General features: G+C 35.8%; 23 protein-coding genes. 5 read left to right on the forward strand and 18 right to left on the reverse strand.

The features are described 5' to 3' along the window. Positions 1 to 56: 56 nt before the first annotated feature. Positions 57 to 1,166, reverse strand: a complete 1,110-nt coding sequence (gene dprA, locus PGH12_RS13130; RefSeq protein ID WP_267596431.1) for a DNA-processing protein DprA — start codon at positions 1,164 to 1,166, stop codon at positions 57 to 59. A 30-nt stretch (positions 1,167 to 1,196) separates the two neighbouring features. Continuing rightward, positions 1,197 to 1,970 carry a rhomboid family intramembrane serine protease gene (locus tag PGH12_RS13135; RefSeq protein WP_267596430.1) on the reverse strand — a complete coding sequence of 258 codons (774 nt, stop codon included), beginning with the start codon at positions 1,968 to 1,970 and terminating at the stop codon, positions 1,197 to 1,199. 213 nt (positions 1,971 to 2,183) lie between these two features. On the opposite strand from PGH12_RS13135, the gene PGH12_RS13140 reads away from it, so the two are divergent. Further along, positions 2,184 to 3,116: a DUF3078 domain-containing protein gene (locus PGH12_RS13140; RefSeq protein ID WP_267596429.1), complete on the forward strand. Its 933-nt coding sequence runs from the start codon at positions 2,184 to 2,186 to the stop codon at positions 3,114 to 3,116. A gap of 70 nt (positions 3,117 to 3,186) precedes the next feature. Here PGH12_RS13140 and sufD read toward each other — a convergent pair whose 3' ends face one another. The 5 genes from sufD to PGH12_RS13165 form a co-directional block, all read right to left on the reverse strand. After that, positions 3,187 to 4,494: a Fe-S cluster assembly protein SufD gene (sufD, locus tag PGH12_RS13145; RefSeq protein WP_267596930.1), complete on the reverse strand. Its 1,308-nt coding sequence runs from the start codon at positions 4,492 to 4,494 to the stop codon at positions 3,187 to 3,189. A 114-nt stretch (positions 4,495 to 4,608) separates the two neighbouring features. Next, positions 4,609 to 5,352, reverse strand: a complete 744-nt coding sequence (sufC, locus tag PGH12_RS13150) for a Fe-S cluster assembly ATPase SufC (RefSeq protein ID WP_267596428.1) — start codon at positions 5,350 to 5,352, stop codon at positions 4,609 to 4,611. Positions 5,353 to 5,466: 114 nt separating this feature from the next. Then, complete coding sequence (locus PGH12_RS13155) at positions 5,467 to 5,853, reverse strand: GxxExxY protein (RefSeq protein ID WP_267596427.1); 387 nt, start codon at positions 5,851 to 5,853, stop codon at positions 5,467 to 5,469. A gap of 139 nt (positions 5,854 to 5,992) precedes the next feature. Beyond that, positions 5,993 to 7,441, reverse strand: coding sequence for a Fe-S cluster assembly protein SufB (gene sufB / locus PGH12_RS13160; RefSeq protein WP_267596426.1), 1,449 nt, complete (start codon positions 7,439 to 7,441; stop codon positions 5,993 to 5,995). A 66-nt stretch (positions 7,442 to 7,507) separates the two neighbouring features. Then, a complete protein-coding gene (locus PGH12_RS13165; protein ID WP_263003094.1) occupies positions 7,508 to 7,837 on the reverse strand; it encodes a HesB/IscA family protein in 330 nt (109 codons plus the stop codon). 144 nt (positions 7,838 to 7,981) lie between these two features. Between PGH12_RS13165 and PGH12_RS13170 the strand changes: the two genes are divergently transcribed. Continuing rightward, positions 7,982 to 8,812 carry a GLPGLI family protein gene (locus PGH12_RS13170; protein WP_267596425.1) on the forward strand — a complete coding sequence of 277 codons (831 nt, stop codon included), beginning with the start codon at positions 7,982 to 7,984 and terminating at the stop codon, positions 8,810 to 8,812. Positions 8,813 to 8,851: 39 nt separating this feature from the next. Here the strand turns inward: PGH12_RS13170 and ypfJ are convergent, their stop codons facing one another. Next, positions 8,852 to 9,703, reverse strand: coding sequence for a KPN_02809 family neutral zinc metallopeptidase (gene ypfJ / locus PGH12_RS13175; protein WP_267596424.1), 852 nt, complete (start codon positions 9,701 to 9,703; stop codon positions 8,852 to 8,854). Between the two features lie 64 nt (positions 9,704 to 9,767). Between ypfJ and PGH12_RS13180 the strand changes: the two genes are divergently transcribed. The 3 genes from PGH12_RS13180 (at position 9,768) to PGH12_RS13190 (ending at position 11,669) form a co-directional block, all read left to right on the forward strand. After that, positions 9,768 to 10,094: a hypothetical protein gene (locus PGH12_RS13180; RefSeq protein ID WP_267596423.1), complete on the forward strand. Its 327-nt coding sequence runs from the start codon at positions 9,768 to 9,770 to the stop codon at positions 10,092 to 10,094. Further along, positions 10,094 to 10,423: a hypothetical protein gene (locus PGH12_RS13185; protein ID WP_267596422.1), complete on the forward strand. Its 330-nt coding sequence runs from the start codon at positions 10,094 to 10,096 to the stop codon at positions 10,421 to 10,423. Before PGH12_RS13180 ends, PGH12_RS13185 begins: the two co-directional genes overlap by 1 nt. 85 nt (positions 10,424 to 10,508) lie before the next feature. Beyond that, positions 10,509 to 11,669: a glutathionylspermidine synthase family protein gene (locus PGH12_RS13190; protein WP_267596421.1), complete on the forward strand. Its 1,161-nt coding sequence runs from the start codon at positions 10,509 to 10,511 to the stop codon at positions 11,667 to 11,669. A gap of 33 nt (positions 11,670 to 11,702) precedes the next feature. On the opposite strand, the gene ribH is transcribed toward PGH12_RS13190, so the two are convergent. The 10 genes from ribH to PGH12_RS13240 all read right to left on the reverse strand — a co-directional run bounded on the left by ribH (position 11,703) and on the right by PGH12_RS13240 (position 23,101). Then, on the reverse strand, positions 11,703 to 12,218 hold the full coding sequence (ribH, locus tag PGH12_RS13195) for a 6,7-dimethyl-8-ribityllumazine synthase (RefSeq protein ID WP_267596420.1): 516 nt from the start codon (positions 12,216 to 12,218) through the stop codon (positions 11,703 to 11,705). A 4-nt stretch (positions 12,219 to 12,222) separates the two neighbouring features. Further along, positions 12,223 to 12,930 carry a tetratricopeptide repeat protein gene (locus tag PGH12_RS13200; protein WP_267596419.1) on the reverse strand — a complete coding sequence of 236 codons (708 nt, stop codon included), beginning with the start codon at positions 12,928 to 12,930 and terminating at the stop codon, positions 12,223 to 12,225. A gap of 238 nt (positions 12,931 to 13,168) precedes the next feature. Next, positions 13,169 to 13,705 (reverse strand): adenine phosphoribosyltransferase, encoded by a 537-nt coding sequence (locus tag PGH12_RS13205; protein ID WP_267596418.1) that lies wholly within the window; start codon positions 13,703 to 13,705, stop codon positions 13,169 to 13,171. Between the two features lie 4 nt (positions 13,706 to 13,709). Beyond that, positions 13,710 to 14,903: a hypothetical protein gene (locus tag PGH12_RS13210; RefSeq protein WP_267596417.1), complete on the reverse strand. Its 1,194-nt coding sequence runs from the start codon at positions 14,901 to 14,903 to the stop codon at positions 13,710 to 13,712. A 51-nt stretch (positions 14,904 to 14,954) separates the two neighbouring features. Next, positions 14,955 to 15,974: a hypothetical protein gene (locus PGH12_RS13215; protein ID WP_267596416.1), complete on the reverse strand. Its 1,020-nt coding sequence runs from the start codon at positions 15,972 to 15,974 to the stop codon at positions 14,955 to 14,957. A 129-nt stretch (positions 15,975 to 16,103) separates the two neighbouring features. Further along, complete coding sequence (locus PGH12_RS13220; protein WP_267596415.1) at positions 16,104 to 17,435, reverse strand: quinol:cytochrome C oxidoreductase; 1,332 nt, start codon at positions 17,433 to 17,435, stop codon at positions 16,104 to 16,106. An 8-nt stretch (positions 17,436 to 17,443) separates the two neighbouring features. Beyond that, on the reverse strand, positions 17,444 to 18,133 hold the full coding sequence (locus PGH12_RS13225) for a c-type cytochrome (protein WP_267596414.1): 690 nt from the start codon (positions 18,131 to 18,133) through the stop codon (positions 17,444 to 17,446). After that, positions 18,126 to 18,647, reverse strand: coding sequence for a DUF3341 domain-containing protein (locus PGH12_RS13230; RefSeq protein WP_047443227.1), 522 nt, complete (start codon positions 18,645 to 18,647; stop codon positions 18,126 to 18,128). The genes PGH12_RS13225 and PGH12_RS13230 overlap by 8 nt, the downstream gene beginning before the upstream one ends. Further along, positions 18,634 to 20,031 (reverse strand): NrfD/PsrC family molybdoenzyme membrane anchor subunit, encoded by a 1,398-nt coding sequence (gene nrfD / locus PGH12_RS13235; protein WP_229983198.1) that lies wholly within the window; start codon positions 20,029 to 20,031, stop codon positions 18,634 to 18,636. Before nrfD ends, PGH12_RS13230 begins: the two co-directional genes overlap by 14 nt. A 25-nt stretch (positions 20,032 to 20,056) precedes the next feature. Beyond that, the gene (locus tag PGH12_RS13240; RefSeq protein ID WP_267596413.1) at positions 20,057 to 23,101 is read right to left on the reverse strand and encodes a TAT-variant-translocated molybdopterin oxidoreductase; all 3,045 of its coding nucleotides are present in this window, start codon (positions 23,099 to 23,101) and stop codon (positions 20,057 to 20,059) included. Positions 23,102 to 23,106: the final 5 nt, after the last annotated feature.

Here is a 23,106-nt window from a genome sequence, read left to right on the forward strand (position 1 = left end):
TATTAAAAATTAAATGTTATATCTTAAATAATGAAATATTAAGAAATCGTTAATTCTTATATTGCTAAAAATTGTCTCCCGGAAAAGGATTTTACTTTTCCTAAAAGTTCTAATTCCAAAATAATGGGTAGAATTTTGTGTGAGGCAAGAGAGATTTTCTCCGCTAGATCGTCTAACGTTATGTGAGGATTTTCAGCGATTTTCCGGAATATTAATTCTTGACTTTCAGATAATTGAATGGTGATTTGGCTTTGCGGAAAAAGCTCTGCATTTTTTTCTTTCGGATCATTAAAACCTGCCAAATCGAGTAAATCTTTGATCGTGGAGATTGCCGTTGCTTTGTTTTGAAAAATCAGGTGATTGCAACCTTGGCTATACTTGTCGGTGATCTTTCCGGGCAAGGCAAAAACATCTCTATTATAGGTGTTTGCAAAAGTTGCAGTACTGATAGATCCGCCGCCAAAAGCAGTTTCAACAACAATAGTGGAAGGTGAAATTCCCGCAACGACCCTATTTCTCTGAATAAAATTTTCTCTGTCTGGTTTTCTTGAAGAGTTAAATTCAGTAAACAACGCACCGTTTTCTTCGACGATTTTTTCTGAAAGCTTTTTGTTTTTTGAAGGATACAAAGTGTGAAAACCGTGAGCCAAAACTGCGATAGTTGGAATTTGATGTTTTAAAGAATGCTCATGAATCTCTTTATCGACACCTAACGCTAAGCCGCTCACAGAAACAAAATTATGAGACTTTGCCTCTTCAAAAAAATCTTCAATGAATTTTTTACCGTACGAAGTTATATTTCTCGTCCCGACTAAACTCAGAGATTTTAAATTTCGATCCAGATTTCCTTTCTGATACAAAATTGCCGGTGCATCATCACATTCCTTTAGTAAAAATGGTAAATCGTTTTGGTGTCTTAAATTGATGGTAATCGAATTTTTTTCACAGAAAACAATTTCTTTTTCTGCAAATTTAAGATGCTCAGAATTTCCAATGTCGGAAACTGTTTTAGTGCCGATTCCGTCGGTCTTGCTGAGTTCTTTTTTAGCAGTTTCCCAAACATTTTTTGCAGTTCCGAAACTTCGTACAAGTTTAAAAAAATTAATATCACCAATAAAGCTGCATTCGCGCAAAGCAATGGAATAAAGATGTTCTTCAGAATACATTTGTGTTTATTTTCTCCAAATGTAATAAAATTAAGAACTATTTTTTCTAATTTCGTCTAAATGAGCCCAAGGATCTTCATTTTTCTTGAAAGGTAATTCCAGAAAATCTTCCGGATGGTTTTCTTTGTATTCCTGCCATAGTTTATCATCTTTCTCACTGTAGTAATTCGGGAATTCCCAAATATATTTTTTCTTTTTGTCGCCAACATTTTTGAATACAAAAGCCAGAATACTACCAACTACCGCACCGGATAAATGCGCCTGCCAAGATATTTTGCTGGGTTCCTGCATGGTGTAGAAAAGTTCTTCGGGAAACATTCCCCAGATTAGACTTCCGTAGTAGAGTACAACCAATAGGGAAATCGTAAGCAAAGTCATATTCCATTTAAAAACACCGCTAAAAAAGAGAAAAAATGCTAAGACATAAACTACACCACTGGCGCCGATTGTACAGGTGTACAAATATTGCCCGGTTAAGATATCAATTGGCGGGAGCATCCAGAGTAAGAGCCCTGCCGAAAGCCAACCTATAATAAATACTTTGTTTGCTATACGAGGGTAAAACTGATACAAAAGAAACATTAAAACAGCAATCGGAATTGAATTTCCAACGATATGGTCAATGCTCCCATGAAGTAAAGGAGCGGTTATAATTCCCAGTAAACCTTCCGGCAAAAGTGGAATAATCGCTCCGAAGCAACTTGCAAAAAAGCCCTGCATCTGTAAAAAGTATCCCATCCACATTGCTCCCAACATAAGAAGAGGATTGATGATAGCATTTTTGTAAATTACATTTTTAAACATACCTGAAACCGTCAAATCAAAAGCCAACGATAAATTTCGGAAAATTTGTCGATGATTTTATTTTTTACTGATTATTTAAGACAAAAAGTAATGATTTTAAGATTTTGATTTAAAAAAGGTGACGTAAACGGATTTGTTATAAACGTCTGAAAATCTGTAGAATTTTCATTTAACAATATATCACTATTTTTGCAGTTGGAAAAATTGAGATTTATGAGAAAGATTTTCATTTTACTTTTTATGTATCTGAGTGTACACTCTTTTGCACAAGTCGTGATCAGCGATTCAGCAGCAGTTGACACTATAAAAAAACCAAGACACTGGTCTGTAATTGCTAAAAACAGTGTCATGTTTAATCAGGCAGCCTTCTCAAATTGGGTAGGCGGTGGTGCCAATAATGTGGGCTGGCTTGCAAGCGCAAATTATAATCTTGTATATGAGAAAGGCCGTCATCTTTGGGAAAACATTATTATTCTAAATTATGGGCAGAATACAACAAAAGGCCTTGGCACGAGAAAAACGCAGGATGTGTTGAACATTTCTACTAACTATGGACGTCAGTTCTCAAAGAGCTGGTATGTTTCTACAGGTGCGAGTTTACTTTCACAGTTTTCCGGAGGATTTGAAGATGGAAATAACCCTGAAGCGAAGAAAATCTCAAATTTTATGGCACCTGGATATGTGAATGCAGGTTTGGGTATTACATATAGACCAGATGAAAATCTTACGGTAACTTTGAGGCCTGCCAATGGAAGGTTTACTTTTGTTTTGGACAAAGAATTACAGGTAGCCGGAAATTATGGTTTGAAAGCTGACGGAGATTTTTTCCTGATGCAGATCGGTTTTTTGGGTTCTGCTATTTACAAAGTTAAATTGATGGAGAATATTGAAATGACCAACACCGCATCTATATTTTCTAATTATCTTGATAAACCAGATCACATGGTGCTGTCATACAATATGCTTCTTAATATGAAAATTAACAGGTTTATTTCTTCAATTGTTACAGTTGACGTAATGTATGACCATAACCAAATTCAAAAAACTCAGCTAAAACAAACTTTAGGGATTGGTTTTGCATACAATATTGATAATGGAGTGAAACGTTCTGACAGAAAAGACAGTCAGTGGTGGCTTAAAAAATAAATTTTAAATTACTTAAAAAAACAAAAGCACTTCAATCGAAGTGCTTTCTTTTTTATATTTAAATGGAAATCTAAAATTCCATTGTAACTTCAAGTTTTTCGGCTAAAAGTTGCTCAATTTTCACTTTTAATGGTTCAATGTCGATATTCTGCATTGCGTCATTTGCAAAAGCGTAAAGCAATAATGCCTGAGCTTCTTTTTTAGAAATTCCTCTTGCTCTTAAATAAAACAAAGCATCTTTATTCAACTGACCAACCGTACAGCCGTGAGAACACTTCACATCGTCTGCGAAAATTTCCAACTGAGGCTTCGTGTCAATCGTAGCGCCTTCACTCAATAAAACGTTGTTATTTTGTTGATAAGCGTTGGTTTTCTGAGCGATCTTATTTACAAAAACTTTTCCGTTAAAAACTCCATGAGATTTATCTTTGAAAATACCTTTGTAGTTCTGGTAACTTTGACAGTTCGGTGTATTATGGTGAACCGCCGTGTGGTGATCGACCAACTGATCTTTCCCGATAATCGTGATTCCGTTCATGAAAGAGTTGATATTTTCTCCGTTATGAATAAAATCAAGATTGTTTCTGATGATCTTCCCTCCGAATGTAAATGTATTTACGGTCGTTAAGCTATCTCTTTCCTGTTTTGCGAAAGTGTGGTCTACCAAATAAGAAGTGTCACTGTCGTTCTGAATTTTATGCCAGTCAGCTTTTGCATTTTGATACGTGAAAATTTCAGTTACCGAATTGGTAAACACAAAACTCTCATCAAAATTATGATGACTTTCGATGATTTCAACTTTTGCTCCTTCTTCAACGATTAATAAATTTCTCGTGTTGTAAAAAGTATTTTCTTCTTGATTTTGAGAAAGATAAAAAATATGAATAGGTTTTTCGATGATCACATTTTTCGGAACTTTTAAAAAGAATCCGTATTTGCAATATGCTTGATTTAAATTGGTAAAAGCTAAATCTTTCGCAGCAATTGTATTAAAATATTTATCGAAAACATCTTTATGATTCTCATCATTCAAAGCATAGTTGAAAGACAAAAATTCTGCATTTTCGATAGAAATGTTTGAAAGCTCTTTGCGAAGCTGACCGTTTACAAAAACAATCCAGTCAAAATTTTCTTCACCCAAATGCAGCTCATCAAGCTGTTCTTTGGTAATGTTGTGACTTTCTTTCGGAAAAAAATTATAATCTTTCTCCGTGATTTCTTTGATGTTGGTATACTTGTATTCTTCGTCTTTCTTGGTAGGAAAACCTTTCATCGCAAATTTTTGAAGCGCAATTTTTCTGTCGTCATCTAAAAATCTGTGACGCAGACTCTCCAAAAATTCACTGTGATTTTCTATTGTTTGATCGTATAAAGCCATTACTGATATTTCGGCCATCACACCTTTATTATAAATTTAATTTGTATCAATATCGCAGTTTCTCACTGCCTTTTCGACTAAGGATTGATAAAAAACTTAACCAAAAATATTTTATTAGTTAAGCAACCAATCGTAACCTTTGCTTTCCAATTCTAAAGCTAAAGATTTGTCACCTGTTTTGATGATTTTTCCGTTCGCTAAAACGTGTACATAATCAGGCTCAATATAATTCAGCAATCTCTGATAATGCGTAATCAAAAGAACTGCATTTCCTTCGTTTTTAAACTGGTTCACACCATCTGCAACGATTCTCAAAGCATCGATATCTAATCCTGAATCGGTTTCATCAAGAATAGCCAATTTAGGATTCAGCATCATCATCTGGAAAATCTCGTTTCTTTTCTTTTCACCTCCCGAAAATCCTTCGTTCAATGATCTAGAAAGGAAATCTTTTTTGATTCCTAATTTCTCAGATTTCTCACGAATCATTGCCAGCATTTCTTTTGCAGGCATATCTTCAAATCCGTTTGCTTTTCTGTTTTCATTCATAGCAGCTTTAATGAAATTAGTCACAGAAACTCCAGGAATTTCTACCGGATATTGAAATGAAAGGAAAATACCTTTGTGCGCTCTCTCTTCAGGAGCGTCTTCAATAATGTTTTCACCTTGAAAAAGGATTTCTCCTTCAGTCACTTCGTAATCTTCTTTTCCTGCAATCACAGAAGAAAGAGTAGATTTACCGGCTCCGTTAGGTCCCATGATCGCATGAACTTCGCCCGGCTTTATTTCAAGATTAATACCTTTTAATATTTGTGCGCCATCTTCAATTCTGGCGTGTAAGTTTTTAATGTTTAACATATATTTTTAATTTATCGCAAGGTTAGACAAAGATTTTTATTTGTCTCCTGTGTCATCCTTAAGATAAACAAAGGCGCTAACGCTTAGCGAGGAAATACTATTTATTTTTAATGTTTAAATTTCATCAAGATTGTTTGCTATTCTTTTGACTCCGTTTTTAAAAAGTTGAGAGTTAAAATTTAAAAGCATGCCTAATTTATACTTTCCAATTCTTAAATAATTTTTTAGTTGTAAAGCATGATAATTATTTAAGCTATCGACTGATTTTATTTCTAAAACAACTTTGTTTTCAATTAGCAAATCCATTTTAAAAGCTCTTTCCAAAATAAGTTCTTCATATTGGATATTAAGGAATTTTTGTTTTTCAACTATTAATCCTTCTTTCCGTAATTCATAAAATAAACAATCTTCATAAATGGTTTCAAATAAACCAACACCTAATTTTCTATGAATCTTTAATCCGCTTTCAAATACAATCTTTGAAATCTCATTTTCTGTCATTTGTTTGTTTTTCGCAAAGATACAAGTTGAAAATTAATTTCAATTGTATTTCTTTCCTAAGCGTCAGCGGCTCAGTTTATCTTTAAAATCAGCGGTTTGCCTTTAAAAAAATCTTTGTTTTACTTTGCGATAAAACTAATTACCCAACAGAACCTTCTAATGAAATCTCCAATAATTTCTGAGCTTCAATGGCAAATTCCATTGGTAATTTATTTAAAACTTCTTTACTGAAACCATTGACGATCAAAGCAATTGCTCTTTCCGTATCAATACCTCTCTGGTTACAGTAAAAAATCTGATCTTCACCGATTTTTGAAGTGGTTGCTTCATGTTCTAATTGTGCAGTAGGATCTTTGATTTCAATATAAGGGAAAGTATGCGCTCCACATTCGTTACCCATTAGTAATGAGTCACATTGTGAGAAGTTTCTTGCTCCTTTTGCAGAAGGCATTACTTTTACCAATCCTCTGTATGAGTTTTGAGATTTTCCTGCAGAAATTCCTTTAGAAATAATCGTTGATTTCGTATTCTTTCCGATGTGAATCATCTTTGTACCTGTGTCAGCATACTGATGATTGTTGGTTACCGCAATAGAGTAAAACTCACCGATCGAGCCATCACCTTTTAAGATACAAGAAGGATATTTCCATGTTACCGCAGAACCTGTTTCCACCTGTGTCCATGAGATTTTTGCTTTTGTTTCGCACAGTCCTCTTTTGGTTACAAAATTGAAAACTCCACCTTTACCTTCTTCATTTCCCGGATACCAGTTTTGTACTGTTGAATATTTAATTTCAGCATTATCCAAAGCGATCAATTCTACAACCGCAGCATGAAGCTGGTTTTCATCTCTCGACGGAGCTGTACAACCTTCAAGATAAGAAACGTAACTTCCTTCATCAGCAATAACAAGTGTTCTTTCAAACTGACCTGTACCTGACTGATTGATACGGAAATACGTTGATAATTCCATTGGGCATCTTACGCCTTTGGGAATATAACAGAAACTTCCGTCAGAAAATACCGCGGAGTTCAATGCTGCATAAAAGTTATCACCTCTTGGAACCACTTTTCCCAGATATTTTTTCACTAAATCCGGATGATTTTTAATCGCTTCGGAAATTGAACAGAAAATAATTCCTTTTTCTGCTAATGTATCCTGAAAAGTTGTTTTTACAGAGATAGAATCTATTACAATATCTACAGCAACATTTGAAAGCCTTTTCTGCTCTTCGATGTTGATTCCTAATTTAGCAAAAGTTGCCAATAGTTCAGGATCTACTTCGTCTAAACTTGCCAATTCTGGTTTAGCTTTCGGTGCTGCGTAATATTTTATCGCCTGAAAATCTGGTTTTGTGTATTTAATGTTTGCCCATTCAGGCTCTGTCATTTTCAACCAAATCTTGAAAGATTCCAAACGCCATTCTGTCATCCATTCCGGCTCTTCTTTTTTAGCAGAAATAGCACGGACGATGTCTTCGTTTAAACCCGTTGGAAAATCTTCGTAATCGAGGATCGTTTCCCAGCCGAATTCGTATTTTTTATTTTCTAAATCGACTCTTAAGTCGTCTTCAGTATATTTACTCATTTTATTAGATTTTAGAAATTAGATTTAAGATTTAGAGTATTCTAAATCAGTACTTCCAATGTCTAATTATAAAGAAAAACTTTCCCCACAGCCACACGTTCTGGCTGCATTAGGATTGTTAAAAACAAAACCTTTTCCATTTAGTCCTCCCGAATATTCCAGGATTGTGCCGGCTAAATAAAGTATTGATTTTTTTTCGACCACAATTTTGATGTTGTTGTCTTCGAAAACCTGATCTGTTTCTGTTTTTTTGTTATCAAAACCTAAAACGTATTCCAAACCAGAACAACCTCCGCTTTTAACTCCCACTCTTATATAATCTTCTGCCGGATTAAAACCATCTTCTGTCATCAGTTGAATGGCTTTTTCCTTAGCATGATCTGAAACTTTTATCATTGTATTTATTTAGAATGATTTAATAATGCAAAAATACAAACAATAATCAGTATATGAAAATCGTCGTTTTTATTTTATCAATTTTTATCATCGATGGTTTAACTTTGAGGTCTGTTTAACATCAAAACTATAAATAAGGAAACAATGAAAAAACTAGGCGTTTTAGCTGCAATCTTAGTGATGCAATCATTTTTTGCACAGACCAACAGATTCGTTTATCAGGTGACAATGAAACCCGATGCCTCTAATAAAGCAGATGTGAAGACCGAAAATGCATATTTAGACATCTCAGCAGAAAAATCGATGTTTTATTCGGAAAACAGAATAAAAAGAGATTCGGTAATGCAGGCTAATCGTCAAAGTGGTGGAGCGAGAGGATTCAACAGAGATCAAATGGAAAGTTTGAGATCAAATATCAATTATTCTATCGAGAAAGATAAAAAAAATCAAAAAACAGTTTATAAAGATCGTTTGGGAAGAGACCAATATTCTTACGAAGAAGACAGACCTTTGAACTGGAAAATTTTGTCTGAAACTACAAAAATTGGTGAGTATAAAGTTCAGAAAGCTGAAACGGAATTTGCTGGAAGAAAATGGACTGCCTGGTTTACAACAGATCTTCCTTATCAAGATGGACCGTATAAATTCAGCGGACTTCCTGGTTTGGTGGTGAAAGCAGAAGATGCCGACGGAGATTATTCTTTTGATTTAATGAAAAATTATAAAATCTCAGATTTTCCTGAAATGTCAACTTTTGGAAATGTTGTTAAAGTTAAAAGAACGGATTACGTAAAGCAACAGGAAAAATTTAAAACTGACCCTATGTCGTTTATGAACAGTCAACGTGGTGGTGGAATTTCTCCTCCAATGAGAACTGGCGGTGGAAATCAAAATCCCGCTGATATGAGAAAGCGAATGGAAGAAAGAGCAAAAGAAGAAGCGAAAAAGAATAGCAATCCTATCGAACTGAAATAAATAAAAAAGGTCTGAAGAAAATTTCTTCAGACCTTTCTGTTATTTTAAAAGTTGGTTAAAAGTATCTCCCTGTTTGATGTCTCCGGAGTTGTAACCTTTCATAAACCATTCTTTTCGTTGTGCTGATGAGCCATGCGTAAAACTTTCCTGATTCACTTGCCCTTGCGTTCGTTGCTGAATGTTATCATCTCCCACAGCTTCTGCTGCTTCAACTGCAGATTCTAAATCTCCAGGTTCCAGAAATTTTTCTCTTTCGTTGGAATATCTTGCCCAAAGTCCGGCATAGAAATCTGCCTGAAGTTCGGTTGCTACAGAGACTTTATTCATTTCTTCTTCAGAATATCTGCCACTTCTTCTCAGCTGATCTGTTTTATCTAAAGTTCCGATAAGATTTTGCACATGGTGACCCATCTCGTGAGCCAGAACGTATGCTATCGTAAACTCTGTAACCTTTGCGCCAAATCTTTGCTGAAGTTCATTGAAAAAACTCATATCCATATAAACAGACTGATCTGCCGGACAATAAAACGGTCCCATTGCAGATTGTGCAGTTCCGCAGCCAGATTGCGTTTGCGATGTGAAGAGAACTACTTTTGCGGGCTGATATTTCATTCCGTGGTCTGCAAAAATTTTAGTCCAGGTTTGTTCGTTTTCTGCGGTAATCATTTTAATAAATTCACCGACTTGTTGATCTTCCTGAGTCAACTCTCTTTGTTCTGTCTGCGGTGCAGAACTTCCGCCTGATGAAAGTATTGCAGAGGGATCACCACCGAGGAAAAATACAATTGCGGCAATGATTATTGTTCCTAATCCGCCACCTACAATTGCACCGCCTCCGCCAGATCCTCTTCTGTCATCTACGTTACCGCTTCTATCGTCTGTCCATTTCATTGTTTATTATTTATATGTAAATTTAAAATATTAAATAATATTTTTGTCAAAAATTATAATTAAAGTGAGAAAAATTCAAATTGCTCTTTTATTTTTCGTCCCGATGAGCTTTATAGCTTGCAACGAAAGTGAAACTAAAGAAGATGAAGTAAAAAATGTAGACAAAAAATCTGCCATTGAGACCGTGCTTTCTGTAAAACATATTGATTCGGCAGATGTTTTAGTTACAAAACATAAAATATGGAAAAACAATAAACTCTTTAAGGAAATTGTAAAAACAGATACCATTCCGAGTTTGGGAGATACTTTGCAAATCGTGGAAGAAGAAAATGGAAATGAACATAATACCAAGATTAAAAAAGATTACGAATTTTATATAACCGTGCAGTAATGACAAAATCTACAACTGTAAAATTGCTTTTCGTAACAGGTATTTTGGCAGCCTGTTCTCAGGAAAAACCGAAAGAGTGGGGAAATGAGAAAAAAGTATACATGAGATCAGACACCACTGCATCATATTCTACGGCGCACGGCTTTATGACCGGTTATTTACTTTATCATGCATTTCGTCCTTATGGAGCATACAGTAATGGAGCGTATCAGCGAGCTGGATATTACAGCGATGCCATCAGTTCAAAATCTAACATTGGCAGAAGTACCTACAAAGGAAATGTGGTAAGAGGCGGATTGGGAAGAAGTGGTTTCAGAGCGTCATCATAGTTATGGAATCGCCATCAATTGAAAAAAAAAATCAGATGGAGGTTAAGCAATTGCATATGACCTTTAAAAACAATAAAATCTTCGTATGAAAAGAGTAGAATCTAAATTCCGGAAAAACTGGGAACACAAACTTGAAAACTTAGGATTTGGCTATCATTCTTTAGAAGGTCTTTACTGGGATGAAAGCCATTATTATGAGTTTTCTATGGATGAAATCAATAAGATAGAAAATGCAACAGCCGAATTGTGGCAGATGTGTCTTCAGGCGGTCGACTATGTTATTGAAAAAAATCTTTGGGAAAAATTCAATATACCAGAGTGGTTTAGAAATTATATTATTACAAGCTGGGAAGAAGATCATCCTTCAATTTACGGAAGATTTGATTTTGGTTTTGATGGCGAAAATTTAAAGTTGCTTGAATTTAATGCAGATACACCGACCTCTTTATATGAAGCCTCAGTCATTCAATGGTATTGGTTGCAGGAAATGTTTCCGTATAAAGATCAGTTCAATTCTATCCATGAAAAGCTGGTAGATTATTGGAAGTATCTTAAAAAATATATGAATCCTCATTATATTTATTTTGCATCATTAACGAATATTGAGGATGTGACGAATGTAGAATACCTGAGAGATTGTGCGACACAGGCTGGTTTTGAAACAGAATTTATACCTCTTCAAGATATCGGGTGGGCAGAAGATATTCAGGAATTTATTTCCGGAGACAAAACAATCATGGAATATATTTTTAAATTATATCCTTATGAATGGATTCTTCAAGATGGGTTTGGTGAAAAATTGGTTAGCAATAATTTCAGATCACAATGGATGGAGCCGGCCTGGAAAGTTCTTCTTTCCTCTAAAGCCATATTGCCAATTTTGTGGGAAATGTTCCCAAATCATCCTTATTTACTAGAATGTTATTTTGAGCCTAAAAATTTAAAAGATTTCGTTAAAAAACCTATTTATTCAAGAGAAGGAGCGAATGTAAGTTTATTTAAAAATAATGTTGCGATAGAAGAAAATGATGGCGACTACGGAAAAGAAGGTTTTATTTATCAGCAATTATTTGAACTTCCAAACTTCGACGGAAATTATCCGGTCATCGGAAGTTGGGTAATCGGTCAGGAATCTGCAGGAATCGGGATCAGAGAAAGCGTACATTTGATTACCAATAACCAGAGCAGATTTATTCCTCATTTGATAGATTCGAATAAAATTCACATCAAAGAAAAGGAGCTGTAAAAACAGCTCCTTTATTATTTCTTTTGGTTTCATTTATTTTCCAAAACCAATGTTTCCTTTTTTATCAGAAAGATTTCTTTTAAAATTGATCATGCTTAAAGCAGTCACTGCTGCTTCAACCCCTTTATTCCCCAAATCTCCACCGCTTCGTGCGATCGATTGTTCTTTTGTGTCATCTGTCAAAACGCAGAAAATAGTTGGTGTATCAGTTAAAATGTTGCAGTCTTTTATTCCCTGAGCAACTGCATCGCACACAAAATCAAAATGTGGAGTTTCACCTCTGATCACACATCCGATGGCGATTACTGCATCAAATTTACGCTCTTTGCAAAGCTGCATGCTTGCATAATTCAATTCAAAAGCTCCCGGAACGGAAAATAATCTGATATTCTCAGACTTTACGCCTTCTTTTTCAAGAATTTCTAAAGCTGCATCACGTAGATTATAAGTTACAAAGTCATTCCACTCAGAAAAAACAATGCCGATAGAAAAATCCTCGGCATTATTGATATGAAGTGGCTTGTAATCTGAAAGATTAACTGTTGCCATGTGTTTAGTAATATTTAGTCATTTCAATATATGAATCAGACATTCCGTTGTCGTAGTCCTGATATTTTTCATCGATCGAAGCAAAATATTTTTTAGCTTCTGCATTTTTCTTCATTCCTAAAGCTACGATTCCTGCTTTTCTCGTGAAGAAATAAGAAGTATAAGGGTCATCTGAAGCTGAAGCTGCTTTGTCTAGCAAAGATAATGCTTCGTCATTTTTGTTAAGACCAGATTTTGCATCTGCCATTGCGCCGTACTTCATCGCCATCAATGTTTTGTTGTCAGACGAAAATTTATCTAAAAGATCATAAGCTTCCTGAAATTTTCCTTCTTTAAATTTTAATAAACCTGCATTGTAAGCAGAAAGTTTACCGATTTTGGTCGAAGGATATTCATTATATGTTCCCAGGTAACCAGGATTAGCAGCAGATTTTCCACCTAAAGCTTCTTTATCTTTACCTTCTGTAAGGTTTTTTTGTGCAGCTAAATAGGTTTTTACCGCTTCAGCATTCTTTGGAGCAACAACAAATTGCTGGTATCCGAAAAAGCCTAAAACTCCCAAAACTACAACTACAAAAGCGATGCTTAATGGTTTCTGATATTTTTCAAGAAATCTTTCCGTGTTTAAAGCCTCTCTGTCAAGGTCCTTAAAAAATTCCACCGTTTCTTTACCTTCTTGCTCATTTGGAGCATTCTTACCCAATTTTGCCATAAATTCTTAAAAATTGAACTGCAAATTTAATTGTTTCTGAGTGATTTACAAAATACTTTGCAGGTATTATTAAATGAATTATAATTTCTTTATTTTCTTACTGATTTTTGCTAATAGATTACTGAATTTTAACGCAATGTTCGCAAAGATTTTTTATATACTGTCCCTGTTTTAAGGTTCGCAAAGGCGTGGCACTTAGCTAAGCTCACAAAGTCTTAGATAAAACTTAACGGTAGTTTCAATATTCTAAAGTATGATAAATTTCAGCATCAAATTTCCTGAGCTTTTCTTGACCTTTTAAATCTTTCAAACCAATCAAAAAACTAAACTGAACAACTTTTGCGCCTTGCTTTTCAACCAATTTTGCTGCAGCTTCTGTAGTTCCGCCAGTTGCTAAAAGATCGTCATGAATTAAAATTCTTTGGCCTTTTTTGATTTGACCTTCACGGGTTTCAATTTCTGCACTTCCATATTCCAAATCATATTTTTCTGAAATAATCGGTGGCGGAAGTTTGCCTTTTTTTCTGATTAATATAAAAGGAACATCCAAAGCTACTGCAATCGCGATCCCGAAAAGATAACCACGGCTCTCAATTCCACAAACGGCATCTACTTTTCCTTTGCTGAATTTAACCAGATCTTCAATGACTTCTTTGTATAAAGCCGGATCAGCAAATATGGGCGAAATATCCTTGAACTGAATCCCGGGAATCGGAAAATCTGCGATATTTTCGATCGTGTTTTCTAGTTTCTGTATCAGTTCAGGAGAGGCCATTTTTTTATGGATTGATTTTATAGCTTGAAATTTTCCATTCTCCATTCACACTTTTCAATCCGAAAGTTGCTTTAAGAGACGTTGTTCTTCCATTTTTATCAGTCACATCATACGTTGCGTTTACACTTGCAGCGTTAGGATTTGAAGCATTTGTTGTAATGTTTTTCACACTCACATTTTTCACAGCTCCAAAACCAGAAGTTGGGTTTGAAAATGACTCATAACTTCCCCAGCTAGGGTTGCTTGATGAATCAAATGCTGCTTTTAAATTTTGTGAACTTACATTATTTAAAAATTTGCTTACTGTACTTTTAGGGTCAGCAGTTGGCTGTTTTGGCTGTGCCGGAGTTGTAGAATTCGGATCTGTAACTGTTCCCGGTGTTGTTCCGGTAGGATTATTTGGATCTATCACCGCATTCGGATCTTCAACAACCATTGTAGAATCAGTTTTTGGAGCTTCCGGAACTCTTAATGCTGAAGGATTTACATCAAGTCCGATTTTAGACATTTTAAAAGTTTTTGCCGTGGTTTTTACAGAAACCGTAATGTCAATTTTATTATCGACAATTTTTGAAGCTAATAAAGATGAAAATTTAAGACTGAATCCTCTGAAGTTATTATCCTGCATAAGGTTTTTAGCAGTCGAAAGTTTTACTCCGTTACTGAAAACTTCTAAAGTTGTTTCTAAAGCTGCACCTGTGAAAGCAATTGGTTTCCCGGCATTGTCAACCAATCTCGGAATAATCTGCATTGCAGTCGGCCCGTTTCCTGTATCGCCGGATAATTGTGTCGCTAAATTCAGCGAACTTGCCCTTACGTCATTAGGATCACTTTCCTTTGCCGTTTCATCACCAAAAATATTCATTTCTCCTAATGACGGTGGAGCAGTACTTGCCCACTCAATACCGTTTTTTTGAGCTACATCATCTGCCATCGACAAGATTTCAGGAACTTTTTTTCCGTTAATCAATTGTCCCAAAGCTTTCAGTTCATTCACATCACCTTCAGCTTCTACGCCGAAAGTTTTTAAAATATATAAAGCTTCATTGAATTTGATTTGCTTGATTGTGGTAAGGCTTGAAGCCATATCATTGATGCTCGACTGAAGCGTTTGAGTGCTGGTCGCATCAACGTGATCTTTCTTACAAGCTGTAAAAAGAAGTAAACTAAAAATAAGTAGAAAACTTAGCTTTTTCATTTGTTAATGGTTTGATGCAAATTTAGTAAAACCTTTATGAATACAGATTTTTTATTTTTTGTTTTCTTTTTCCTTTAAATCTTCTTTAAAAAAAGAACTGAAGATAGTCTGCATATTCGGGAACGATGCATCTTCCCAATAGTTTGTTTTGTATTGACTGATGTTTTTATTTAGTTTAACCTTATCATCAATTTCATTGTTATCACTAAAATCTATTTCTGTAGGATAGAAGTTTTTATAACTAATGATTTTATTATAATTTGGCTCACTTTTATGTTTTAAACTCATGTACATGATTTCATTAGATTCAAGAAAGTCTCTTAAAGTTTTTTTTGAATCTTTTTCGTAAGAATGATTTATTAATCCTCTAATATCAAAAAATCTGTATCCGAATAAAGCCAGTTCTTTTTCTTGTAAAGCACTTCCGCTAATTTCTATTTCATCTTTTGTGTTTCCTTTCAGCTCTTTAATGGTTGCTTTTTTATTTTTATATTCGGTAATGTTTCCAATATCTTTCAGGAGAGGTAGATTTAAGAAAGTGTTGTAATCAAATGAACTGGTTTGCTTTTCTTCGTTTGATACTTTTTCTAATCTGAAAATTCTGTACTGTTCAATATTTGTACTTTTCAGTTTTTTACTTTTATTATCAAAAATGTATGTGGCTATTCCGTCCACATAGCAATTCAAAGAACCATTTAGAGTTACATAAGCATTAAAGTTTCCTTTTATTAAGACATATTTTGCGGGTTTGTTATTTTTGATGACCACGGTTTCAATGTCTTTTACTCTGTCATTGAGTTTTACCACATCTTTATCCAATTCGGCAAAAGAAAATTTACCAAGAGAGATATTCTCATAGACCAGCTGAAAATTTTCCTGTGATTGGTTTAATGCTTTTCTGTCAATTTTTCCGTCAATGTCTGAATGGGCTACAATAGCTCCGTCTTTCCCGAATACTGAAACTTTTGGCAAAGGCTGATTTGTTTTTTCTGAAAGGAAAGTAGTGGTTTGTGCATTGAAAAAGTTTAGCACAAGCAAAAAGAGAAAAGAGAGTAATTGAGTTTTTTTCATGGTATATAATTTAAGTTTAAAAATCTATCTATTAATAAGACAATGTAATTTGGAAATGGTTGCCTTAGAAGCAAAAAAAAGACTGATATTTTCAATCAGTCTTTTATAATTTTATTTTGTTACAAGTCCTTAGAAAGGATACTCGTAAATTTCAGATTCGTGAAGGTAAGGGTTTCCTGTCGGAATTAGCTTCAATTTAGATAAAGCAGACATTACTGTGAAGATAAATAAGCCTACAACAAATAATACAGCGCCTAATACTAATAAAAGTACTTCAGGAGTGTTCCAATAAGGACCAACTGTTCCCGGCATTACCATGTTGAAATAATCTAAAAGGTGACCTAAGATAACAACTACTGCCATAATCGTTACTACTTTGTAATTTCTCTTAATGCTTGAACTTACTAAAACCAATAATGGTAATAAGAAGTTGATGATCAGCATTGGTAAGAACGTCACTCCATAGTGTTGGAATCTTCCGAAGAAGTAATTAACCTCTTCCGGTACATTTGCATACCAGTACAACATAAACTGAGCAAACCATGTGTACGTCCAAAGCATACTTGTAGCAAAAAGGAAAACTCCTAAATCGTGCAAGTGATTATCATTGAACTGTGGTAAGAATCCGTTTTTCTTAAGGTAAACACTTAGTAAGATAATTACCGCGATACCACTTGAAAGACAGCTAACCATAGAATACCAGATATACATTGTAGAATACCAATGAGGGTCAATAGACATCAACCAATCCCAAGCCCAAGCTGCAGAAGCAAACCCAAAGAATGCAATATATCCTACCGCCCATCTGTAAAGCATTTGATATTCAACTCTAGAGTTGGTATCGTCTACTTTTTTAGACTGAGCTTTCAGTTTCCAAGCGAAGAATGATGCTCCGATTACGTAGATCAAAGTTCTGATTGCGTAGAAAGGAATATTTAAAAATCTTTTCTTTTCAAATAAGATCACGTCAAAATGAGCAGAATTTGGATCTGTCAAATCCGGATCCATCCAGTGGAATAGGTGACCTTGGTGAAAGATATTTAGTAACATTAAAATTACTAAAATTGCTCCACCGTAAGGAATATAAGAAGCAATAGCTTCCATTACTCTTGTAATAATAATTGGCCATCCTGCGTGAGCGGCGTGCTGAATACAGTAGAAAAACAATACCGCACAACTTACTCCGAAGAAAAATACTGCTACAAAATGTATTGCTGCCAAAGGCTGGTTGTGAACCTGCATTGTAGCATGTTCTAGATGTGAAGCGTGATCCTGAGGTCCTATCATCTCACTAGAGTGCGTAGGCGCATCGTGACCTGAAGAATGAACGGCCTCCATCATATGCTCTATTTTTTCTGCAGTTAACCCATGATTCATGAAATAACCGATTCCAAATAGAACTAAACCTACAACAAGAAGTATGATAGAAGTTGATTTTAATTTTGGTGAAAAACTATACATTTCTTTTCTTATTTTTTAGTTGCGGTAGAATCTGTTTTTGCTGCTGTCGCTGTCGCTGCTGCTGCCGGTGCGCCTTTCTTAAAAGCGTTGATCACATACATTGCAACTCTCCATCTGTCTCCAGCATTTAGTTGTCCTGCATAAGAACCCATCGCATTTCTACCGTTTGTTAATACATAATGAACAGAACCTACAGTGATTTCTCTGTCTGCATAATTTGGTACACCTGAGTATGCTCCGCTCTGAACGATTGGTCCCTGACCGTCACCTCCAGTTCCGTGGCATGCCGAGCAAGTATGGTCAAATAATATTTTACCTCTTTCGATATCTTTCGCAGCATTAGCCGGATTTAAAGGAGAAGAAGTCAATGATTTTGAAGCATCATAACCTGCATTATACTCATCTGGGTTTTTAGGAAGTATATTTTCTGCAAAAACACCATCTTTATTTTGAGCAACTGAACCTTCTACGGGAGCAAGGCCAGTAGCACCATTAGTTCTTACAAAAGCAGGAATTTCATTTTCATGATCTGAATATGCATCCTGAGCTTTCATTAAAGGATCGTAAGCTACCGGAAAGTACATATCCGGGAAATATACCAGAGGTGTATTTTCTTTCGGTCCGCAAGAATTAAGTAAAACTGTAGTTAAACTTAAAATTGCTGTAATTTTTAGTACATTCTTTTTCATTTTAAGCATCTTTAACAGTTATTTCTTCAACTCCCGTATCAACAAGCAGCTGCTTAATAGATTCTACATCTTCAGTTATAAATTCCATCATGAATTTATCATCTGTCGTTCTTGGATCTGGGTTCTGAGCCGGTGCACCAGGATACATTTTGTTTCTGACTAAGAAAGTCAAAGACATCATGTGTGCAGCACAGAATACCATTAATTCAAACATTGGAACTACGAATGCAGGCATATTGTGTGCCCAGTCAAAAGCTGGTTTCCCACCAATGTTCTGTGGCCAGTCATGATTCATTACGTACCAAGTAACTGTTGCGCCAATACTAACTCCGTAAAGAGCATAGATAAATGCCGCATCAGAAATTCTTGTTTTCTTTAATCCTAAAGCTTTATCTAGCCCGTGAACCGGGAACGGAGTATACACTTCGTTGATTGCGATTCCTTTATCGTTGAATGCCTTAACTCCGTTCATTAGATCGTCGTCATCAGCATAAAGTCCGTATACAATTTTAGTGGTGCTCATCTCCTTCTTTTGCTTTATAAGTTTCACCTGAGATTTTCAAAATCGATTTCAATTCTGCCTGCGCGATTACAGGGAATGTTCTTGCATATAATAAGAATAATACAGAGAAGAATCCGATAGTTCCTAAGTATACACCTACGTCGATGATGGTTGGTTTAAACATCGTCCATGATCCTGGCAAGTAATCTCTCGAAAGGTTGATTACGATAATGTCAAAACGCTCGAACCACATACCGATATTAATAATCAATGCTATAATAAACGTTGCAAGAATATTTGTTCTTACTCTTTTAAACCAGAATGCTGCCGGAATAATTAAGTTACAAGATATCAATGCCCAGAATGCCCACCAGTAAGGTCCTGTAGCAGCACCTGGAGATAAATAGGTAAAGTCTTCGTATCTTGAACCAGAGTACCATCCTATGAAGTATTCAGTTGCATATGCTACTGTTACCATACCACCTGTTAAGATGATTACGATGTTCATAATTTCAATGTGGTACATTGTGATGTAATCTTCTAAGTGACAAACTTTTCTAGCGATCAACAATAGGGTTTGTACCATTGCAAATCCTGAGAAGATAGCTCCCGCAACAAAGTAAGGAGGATAGATCGTAGAGTGCCATCCTTTAATTACTGACGTAGCAAAGTCAAAAGATACCGTCGTGTGTACCGAGAATACAAGTGGAGTAGCCAAACCTGCAAGAACCAAAGATAGTTCTTCAAATCTCTGCCAGTGTTTTGCTTTACCACCCCAACCGAAAGCTAGGAATGTATATATCTTTCTTGTCCATGGAGTTTTTGCTCTGTCTCTGATCATTGCAAAGTCAGGAATCAATCCCATAAACCAGAATACTGTAGAGACTGAGAAATACGTTGAGATTGCAAATACGTCCCAAAGTAGAGGAGAGTTAAAGTTCCCCCAAAGAGAACCAAACTGGTTAGGAAGAGGGAATACCCAATATCCTACCCAAACTCTACCCATGTGTATAACCGGGAAGATTGCTGCCTGTACAACTGCGAAAATCGTCATCGCCTCTGCAGAACGGTTTACAGACATTCTCCAGCGCTGTCTAAATAATAATAATACTGCGGAGATAAGAGTTCCGGCGTGACCGATACCTACCCACCATACGAAGTTGGTAATATCCCAACCCCAGTTAATAGTTCTGTTAAGCCCCCATGCTCCAATACCTGTCCCGATAGTGTAGGCGATACAGCCGAATCCATAGATGAAAAGAACTAAGGCCGCATATAGTGAAACCCACCATAATTTTCCTGCTCTTTCTTCGATAGGTCGTGCAATATCTTCTGTGATATCGTGATAAGTTTTGTGACCAATAATCAGAGGTTCCCTTATCGGAGCTTCGTAATGTCCTGACATTTTTTACCTATTTATTATTTAAACTTTAATTTTCTGCTCTGTTTCTTACTTTCGTGTGATAGAAAACGTTTGGTTTTGTTCCTATCTCTTCAAGTAAATGATATCTTCTGTTACTAGAATATAATTTTCTAACTTCAGATTCTTTGTCATTCATATCTCCGAATGTTAATGATCCTGTAGAACAAGCTGAAGCACATGCTACGGAATCTTTAAATTCATTGTCTGTCACTTTTCTGTTTTCCTTCTTAGCATTTAAGATGGTAGCCTGAGTCTTTTGGATACATAATGAACATTTTTCCATAACCCCTCTTGTTCTTACAACAACGTCCGGGTTAAGAACCATTCTTCCTAAATCATTATTTTGATTAAAATCAAAACGGTCATTAAGGTTATATGTAAACCAGTTGAAACGTCTTACTTTATAAGGACAGTTGTTTGCACAATATCTTGTACCGATACATCTGTTGTAAGCCATGTGATTTTGACCTTGCTTACCGTGTGAAGTAGCCGCTACCGGGCATACAGTTTCACAAGGAGCGTGGTTACAGTGCTGACACATCACCGGCTGGAAGATTACATCTGGACTTTCATTCGGCTCAATCAGGATGTCATACAATTGAGGAACGTTTAATCCTCTCTCAACACCTTCTTTAGTCTCGATTTTTTCTTTTGCAGAATAGTAACGGTCGATTCTCAACCAATACATATCTCTAGACATTCTGATCTCTTCTTTACCTACAACAGGAACGTTGTTTTCTGCCTGACAAGCAATAATACATGCTCCACAACCAGTACAAGAATTCAAGTCAACTGATAAGTTAAAGTGAGGACCGTCTGTATCATCAAATGCATCCCAAAGGTCAATTTTACCTGCTGGCAAAGCACCGCTGATGGTGTGATATTCCAATGGCTTGTTCCATCCGTGGTGTTCGTCATCAAATGCTACATTCAAATATTCCGTTAAAGGAACTTCTTTAGCAATATCGTAACGACCCATAAGAGTGTTTTGAAGCTGGATACCTGCAAACTCGTGTGTCTCGCCTGTTTTTTTAATTTCAATATTTGAAATAACAAGGTTAGAACCATCAAATAAAGGATAAGCATTTACCCCAGTATCGGCAGTGGCTCCAGAATCTTTTTTACCGTAACCAAGCGCAAGACCTACTGATCCGTCTGCTTGTCCCGGCTGAATAAATACAGGAACATTTTCTATTGTTACTCCGTTTACGGTAAGATTTACAATAGAACCATCCAACTGCATTCTTGCATTTAGATCGTTTTCTATTTCTAAATCTTTAGCATCTTTCGGAGAAATTGTTAAGTAGTTATCCCAAGACATTCTTGTCAATGGATCCGGTAATTCCTGCAACCAAGGGTTGTTTGCCTGAGTTCCGTCGCCTATTGAAGTCTTTGTGTATAAAACTAATTCTAATTTTGATGCTTTAAAGTTTCCTAATTCAGCAATAGCTTGTTGAGCATTTCCTCCGGAATATGATAACGTTGTCGCATTAGTAGATGCAATAACACCATTATATAAAGCCTTATTGAATGAAGTACCTCCTAATAGAGAAGCTGAATTTGCCTTTAAATAATCGTAATAATTATTTGCCGCGTTATTTTTTCCATTCTTCCAAACCAATAGAGACTCTTCGATCTGTCTAGATTTGTAGATTTTTTGGATTGTAGGCTGCATTAATGAATAAACTCCCGTCTGAGGCTCAATATCTCCCCAAGATTCTAGCCAGTTAGCTACCGGAATTACAGCCTTCGCTGCTTTATACATTTCGTTTTTCTTGTCTGCAACAGCAATAACGTAAGGAACTTTAGCCAAAGATTTTTTGAAATCTTGTCCTTTATGGTGAGAATAAATTGGGTCAACATTGTTGGTAATCAAAACACCAACCTGTCCGCCATTTACCCATCCTAAAAATTCGTTGAATCTTGCTTTATCAAATTCCTTCAGGAAGTTTGCTTTTCCAGTGAAAGCTACTGAACCTAATTTTTGGTTGATTAAGTGAGCTAAAACCTGAGCACCTTTAGAACCGTCAGCGAAAACTACAGCTTTGCTGCCTTTTGCTGCTAACTCTTTAGCAATCTCGTTCGCTAATTTATCTGAAGAGCCACCTCCAACGATTGCGTTGTAAACTTCAACCAAAGTCTTGTTTACAGCACTTGGCTTTAATCTGTATCTTGAATCTGCATTAGCGCCAGTTAAAGACATGTTTGATTCCACCTGAATGTGTCTCAACATGCTTGCTCCCGGTTTTCTTGCAGCAGCATAAGAAGATTCTAAACTTGCAGCATTGTATTCTCCTAAGAAATCTGCCTGAAAAGCAACTACCAACTCAGAACCATTAAAGTCATAAACCGGCAAAGCTCTCTGTCCGAATACTTCCTGTGCAGCATCTAGAGAAGCAGCGTAAGGTATTGCATCATAAGTTACCAGTTCAGCAGTAGGATATTTAGCTTTAAAATCAGCAAATAATTTTTTGAATGTTGGCGACGCAAAAGAGTGAGAAAGTAGTACGATTCTTTTTCCCGCAGCTTTAGCTTCTTCTAAACCTTTGATCACATAATCATCTACTTTATCGAAAGTTTCGTCTTTACCTTCAAATTTAGGCTGTTTTACTTTATCGTTATCATAAAGAGAAAGTACACTCGCCTGAGCTCTTGCATTGGTTTTTCCTAAATCACCCGCTACCGGATTTGGTTCAATTTTGATAGGTCTTCCTTCTCTGGTTTTTACTAAAACACTTGCGAAATCATAACCGTCAAAATATGTTGAAGCATAGTAATTAGGAACTCCCGGAATAATATCATGTGGCTTTACCACATAAGGAATTGTTTTGATTACCGGAGCTTCACAAGCTGCTAAAGTAACTGCTGCTGTAGAGAAACCTAATAACTTCAAGAAATCTCTTCTTGTTGTACTAGCATCGCTTTTTTCAGCGTCACCTAAGAAATCTTCTACCGGAATTTCTTCTTGGAACTCTTTAAGAGCCAGCTTACCGTTTAGGGAAGGGTCTTTAAGTTCGTGAATACTTCTAAATTGTATTTTGTTTGAAGCCATTTATA

The sequence above is a fragment of the Chryseobacterium sp. CY350 genome, from assembly GCF_027945075.1.
GTDB lineage: Bacteria > Bacteroidota > Bacteroidia > Flavobacteriales > Weeksellaceae > Chryseobacterium.

Coding starts and splice junctions, on each gene's coding strand:
- dprA (WP_267596431.1), bottom strand. CDS start 1,166: ATGTATTCTGAAGAACATCTTTATTCCATTGCTTTGCGCGAATGCAGC.
- PGH12_RS13135 (WP_267596430.1), bottom strand. CDS start 1,970: ATGTTTAAAAATGTAATTTACAAAAATGCTATCATCAATCCTCTTCTT.
- PGH12_RS13140 (WP_267596429.1), top strand. CDS start 2,184: ATGAGAAAGATTTTCATTTTACTTTTTATGTATCTGAGTGTACACTCT.
- sufD (WP_267596930.1), bottom strand. CDS start 4,494: ATGGCTTTATACGATCAAACAATAGAAAATCACAGTGAATTTTTGGAG.
- sufC (WP_267596428.1), bottom strand. CDS start 5,352: ATGTTAAACATTAAAAACTTACACGCCAGAATTGAAGATGGCGCACAA.
- PGH12_RS13155 (WP_267596427.1), bottom strand. CDS start 5,853: ATGACAGAAAATGAGATTTCAAAGATTGTATTTGAAAGCGGATTAAAG.
- sufB (WP_267596426.1), bottom strand. CDS start 7,441: ATGAGTAAATATACTGAAGACGACTTAAGAGTCGATTTAGAAAATAAA.
- PGH12_RS13165 (WP_263003094.1), bottom strand. CDS start 7,837: ATGATAAAAGTTTCAGATCATGCTAAGGAAAAAGCCATTCAACTGATG.
- PGH12_RS13170 (WP_267596425.1), top strand. CDS start 7,982: ATGAAAAAACTAGGCGTTTTAGCTGCAATCTTAGTGATGCAATCATTT.
- ypfJ (WP_267596424.1), bottom strand. CDS start 9,703: ATGAAATGGACAGACGATAGAAGCGGTAACGTAGATGACAGAAGAGGA.
- PGH12_RS13185 (WP_267596422.1), top strand. CDS start 10,094: ATGACAAAATCTACAACTGTAAAATTGCTTTTCGTAACAGGTATTTTG.
- PGH12_RS13190 (WP_267596421.1), top strand. CDS start 10,509: ATGAAAAGAGTAGAATCTAAATTCCGGAAAAACTGGGAACACAAACTT.
- ribH (WP_267596420.1), bottom strand. CDS start 12,218: ATGGCAACAGTTAATCTTTCAGATTACAAGCCACTTCATATCAATAAT.
- PGH12_RS13200 (WP_267596419.1), bottom strand. CDS start 12,930: ATGGCAAAATTGGGTAAGAATGCTCCAAATGAGCAAGAAGGTAAAGAA.
- PGH12_RS13205 (WP_267596418.1), bottom strand. CDS start 13,705: ATGGCCTCTCCTGAACTGATACAGAAACTAGAAAACACGATCGAAAAT.
- PGH12_RS13210 (WP_267596417.1), bottom strand. CDS start 14,903: ATGAAAAAGCTAAGTTTTCTACTTATTTTTAGTTTACTTCTTTTTACA.
- PGH12_RS13215 (WP_267596416.1), bottom strand. CDS start 15,974: ATGAAAAAAACTCAATTACTCTCTTTTCTCTTTTTGCTTGTGCTAAAC.
- PGH12_RS13220 (WP_267596415.1), bottom strand. CDS start 17,435: ATGTATAGTTTTTCACCAAAATTAAAATCAACTTCTATCATACTTCTT.
- PGH12_RS13225 (WP_267596414.1), bottom strand. CDS start 18,133: ATGCTTAAAATGAAAAAGAATGTACTAAAAATTACAGCAATTTTAAGT.
- PGH12_RS13230 (WP_047443227.1), bottom strand. CDS start 18,647: ATGAGCACCACTAAAATTGTATACGGACTTTATGCTGATGACGACGAT.
- nrfD (WP_229983198.1), bottom strand. CDS start 20,031: ATGTCAGGACATTACGAAGCTCCGATAAGGGAACCTCTGATTATTGGT.
- PGH12_RS13240 (WP_267596413.1), bottom strand. CDS start 23,101: ATGGCTTCAAACAAAATACAATTTAGAAGTATTCACGAACTTAAAGAC.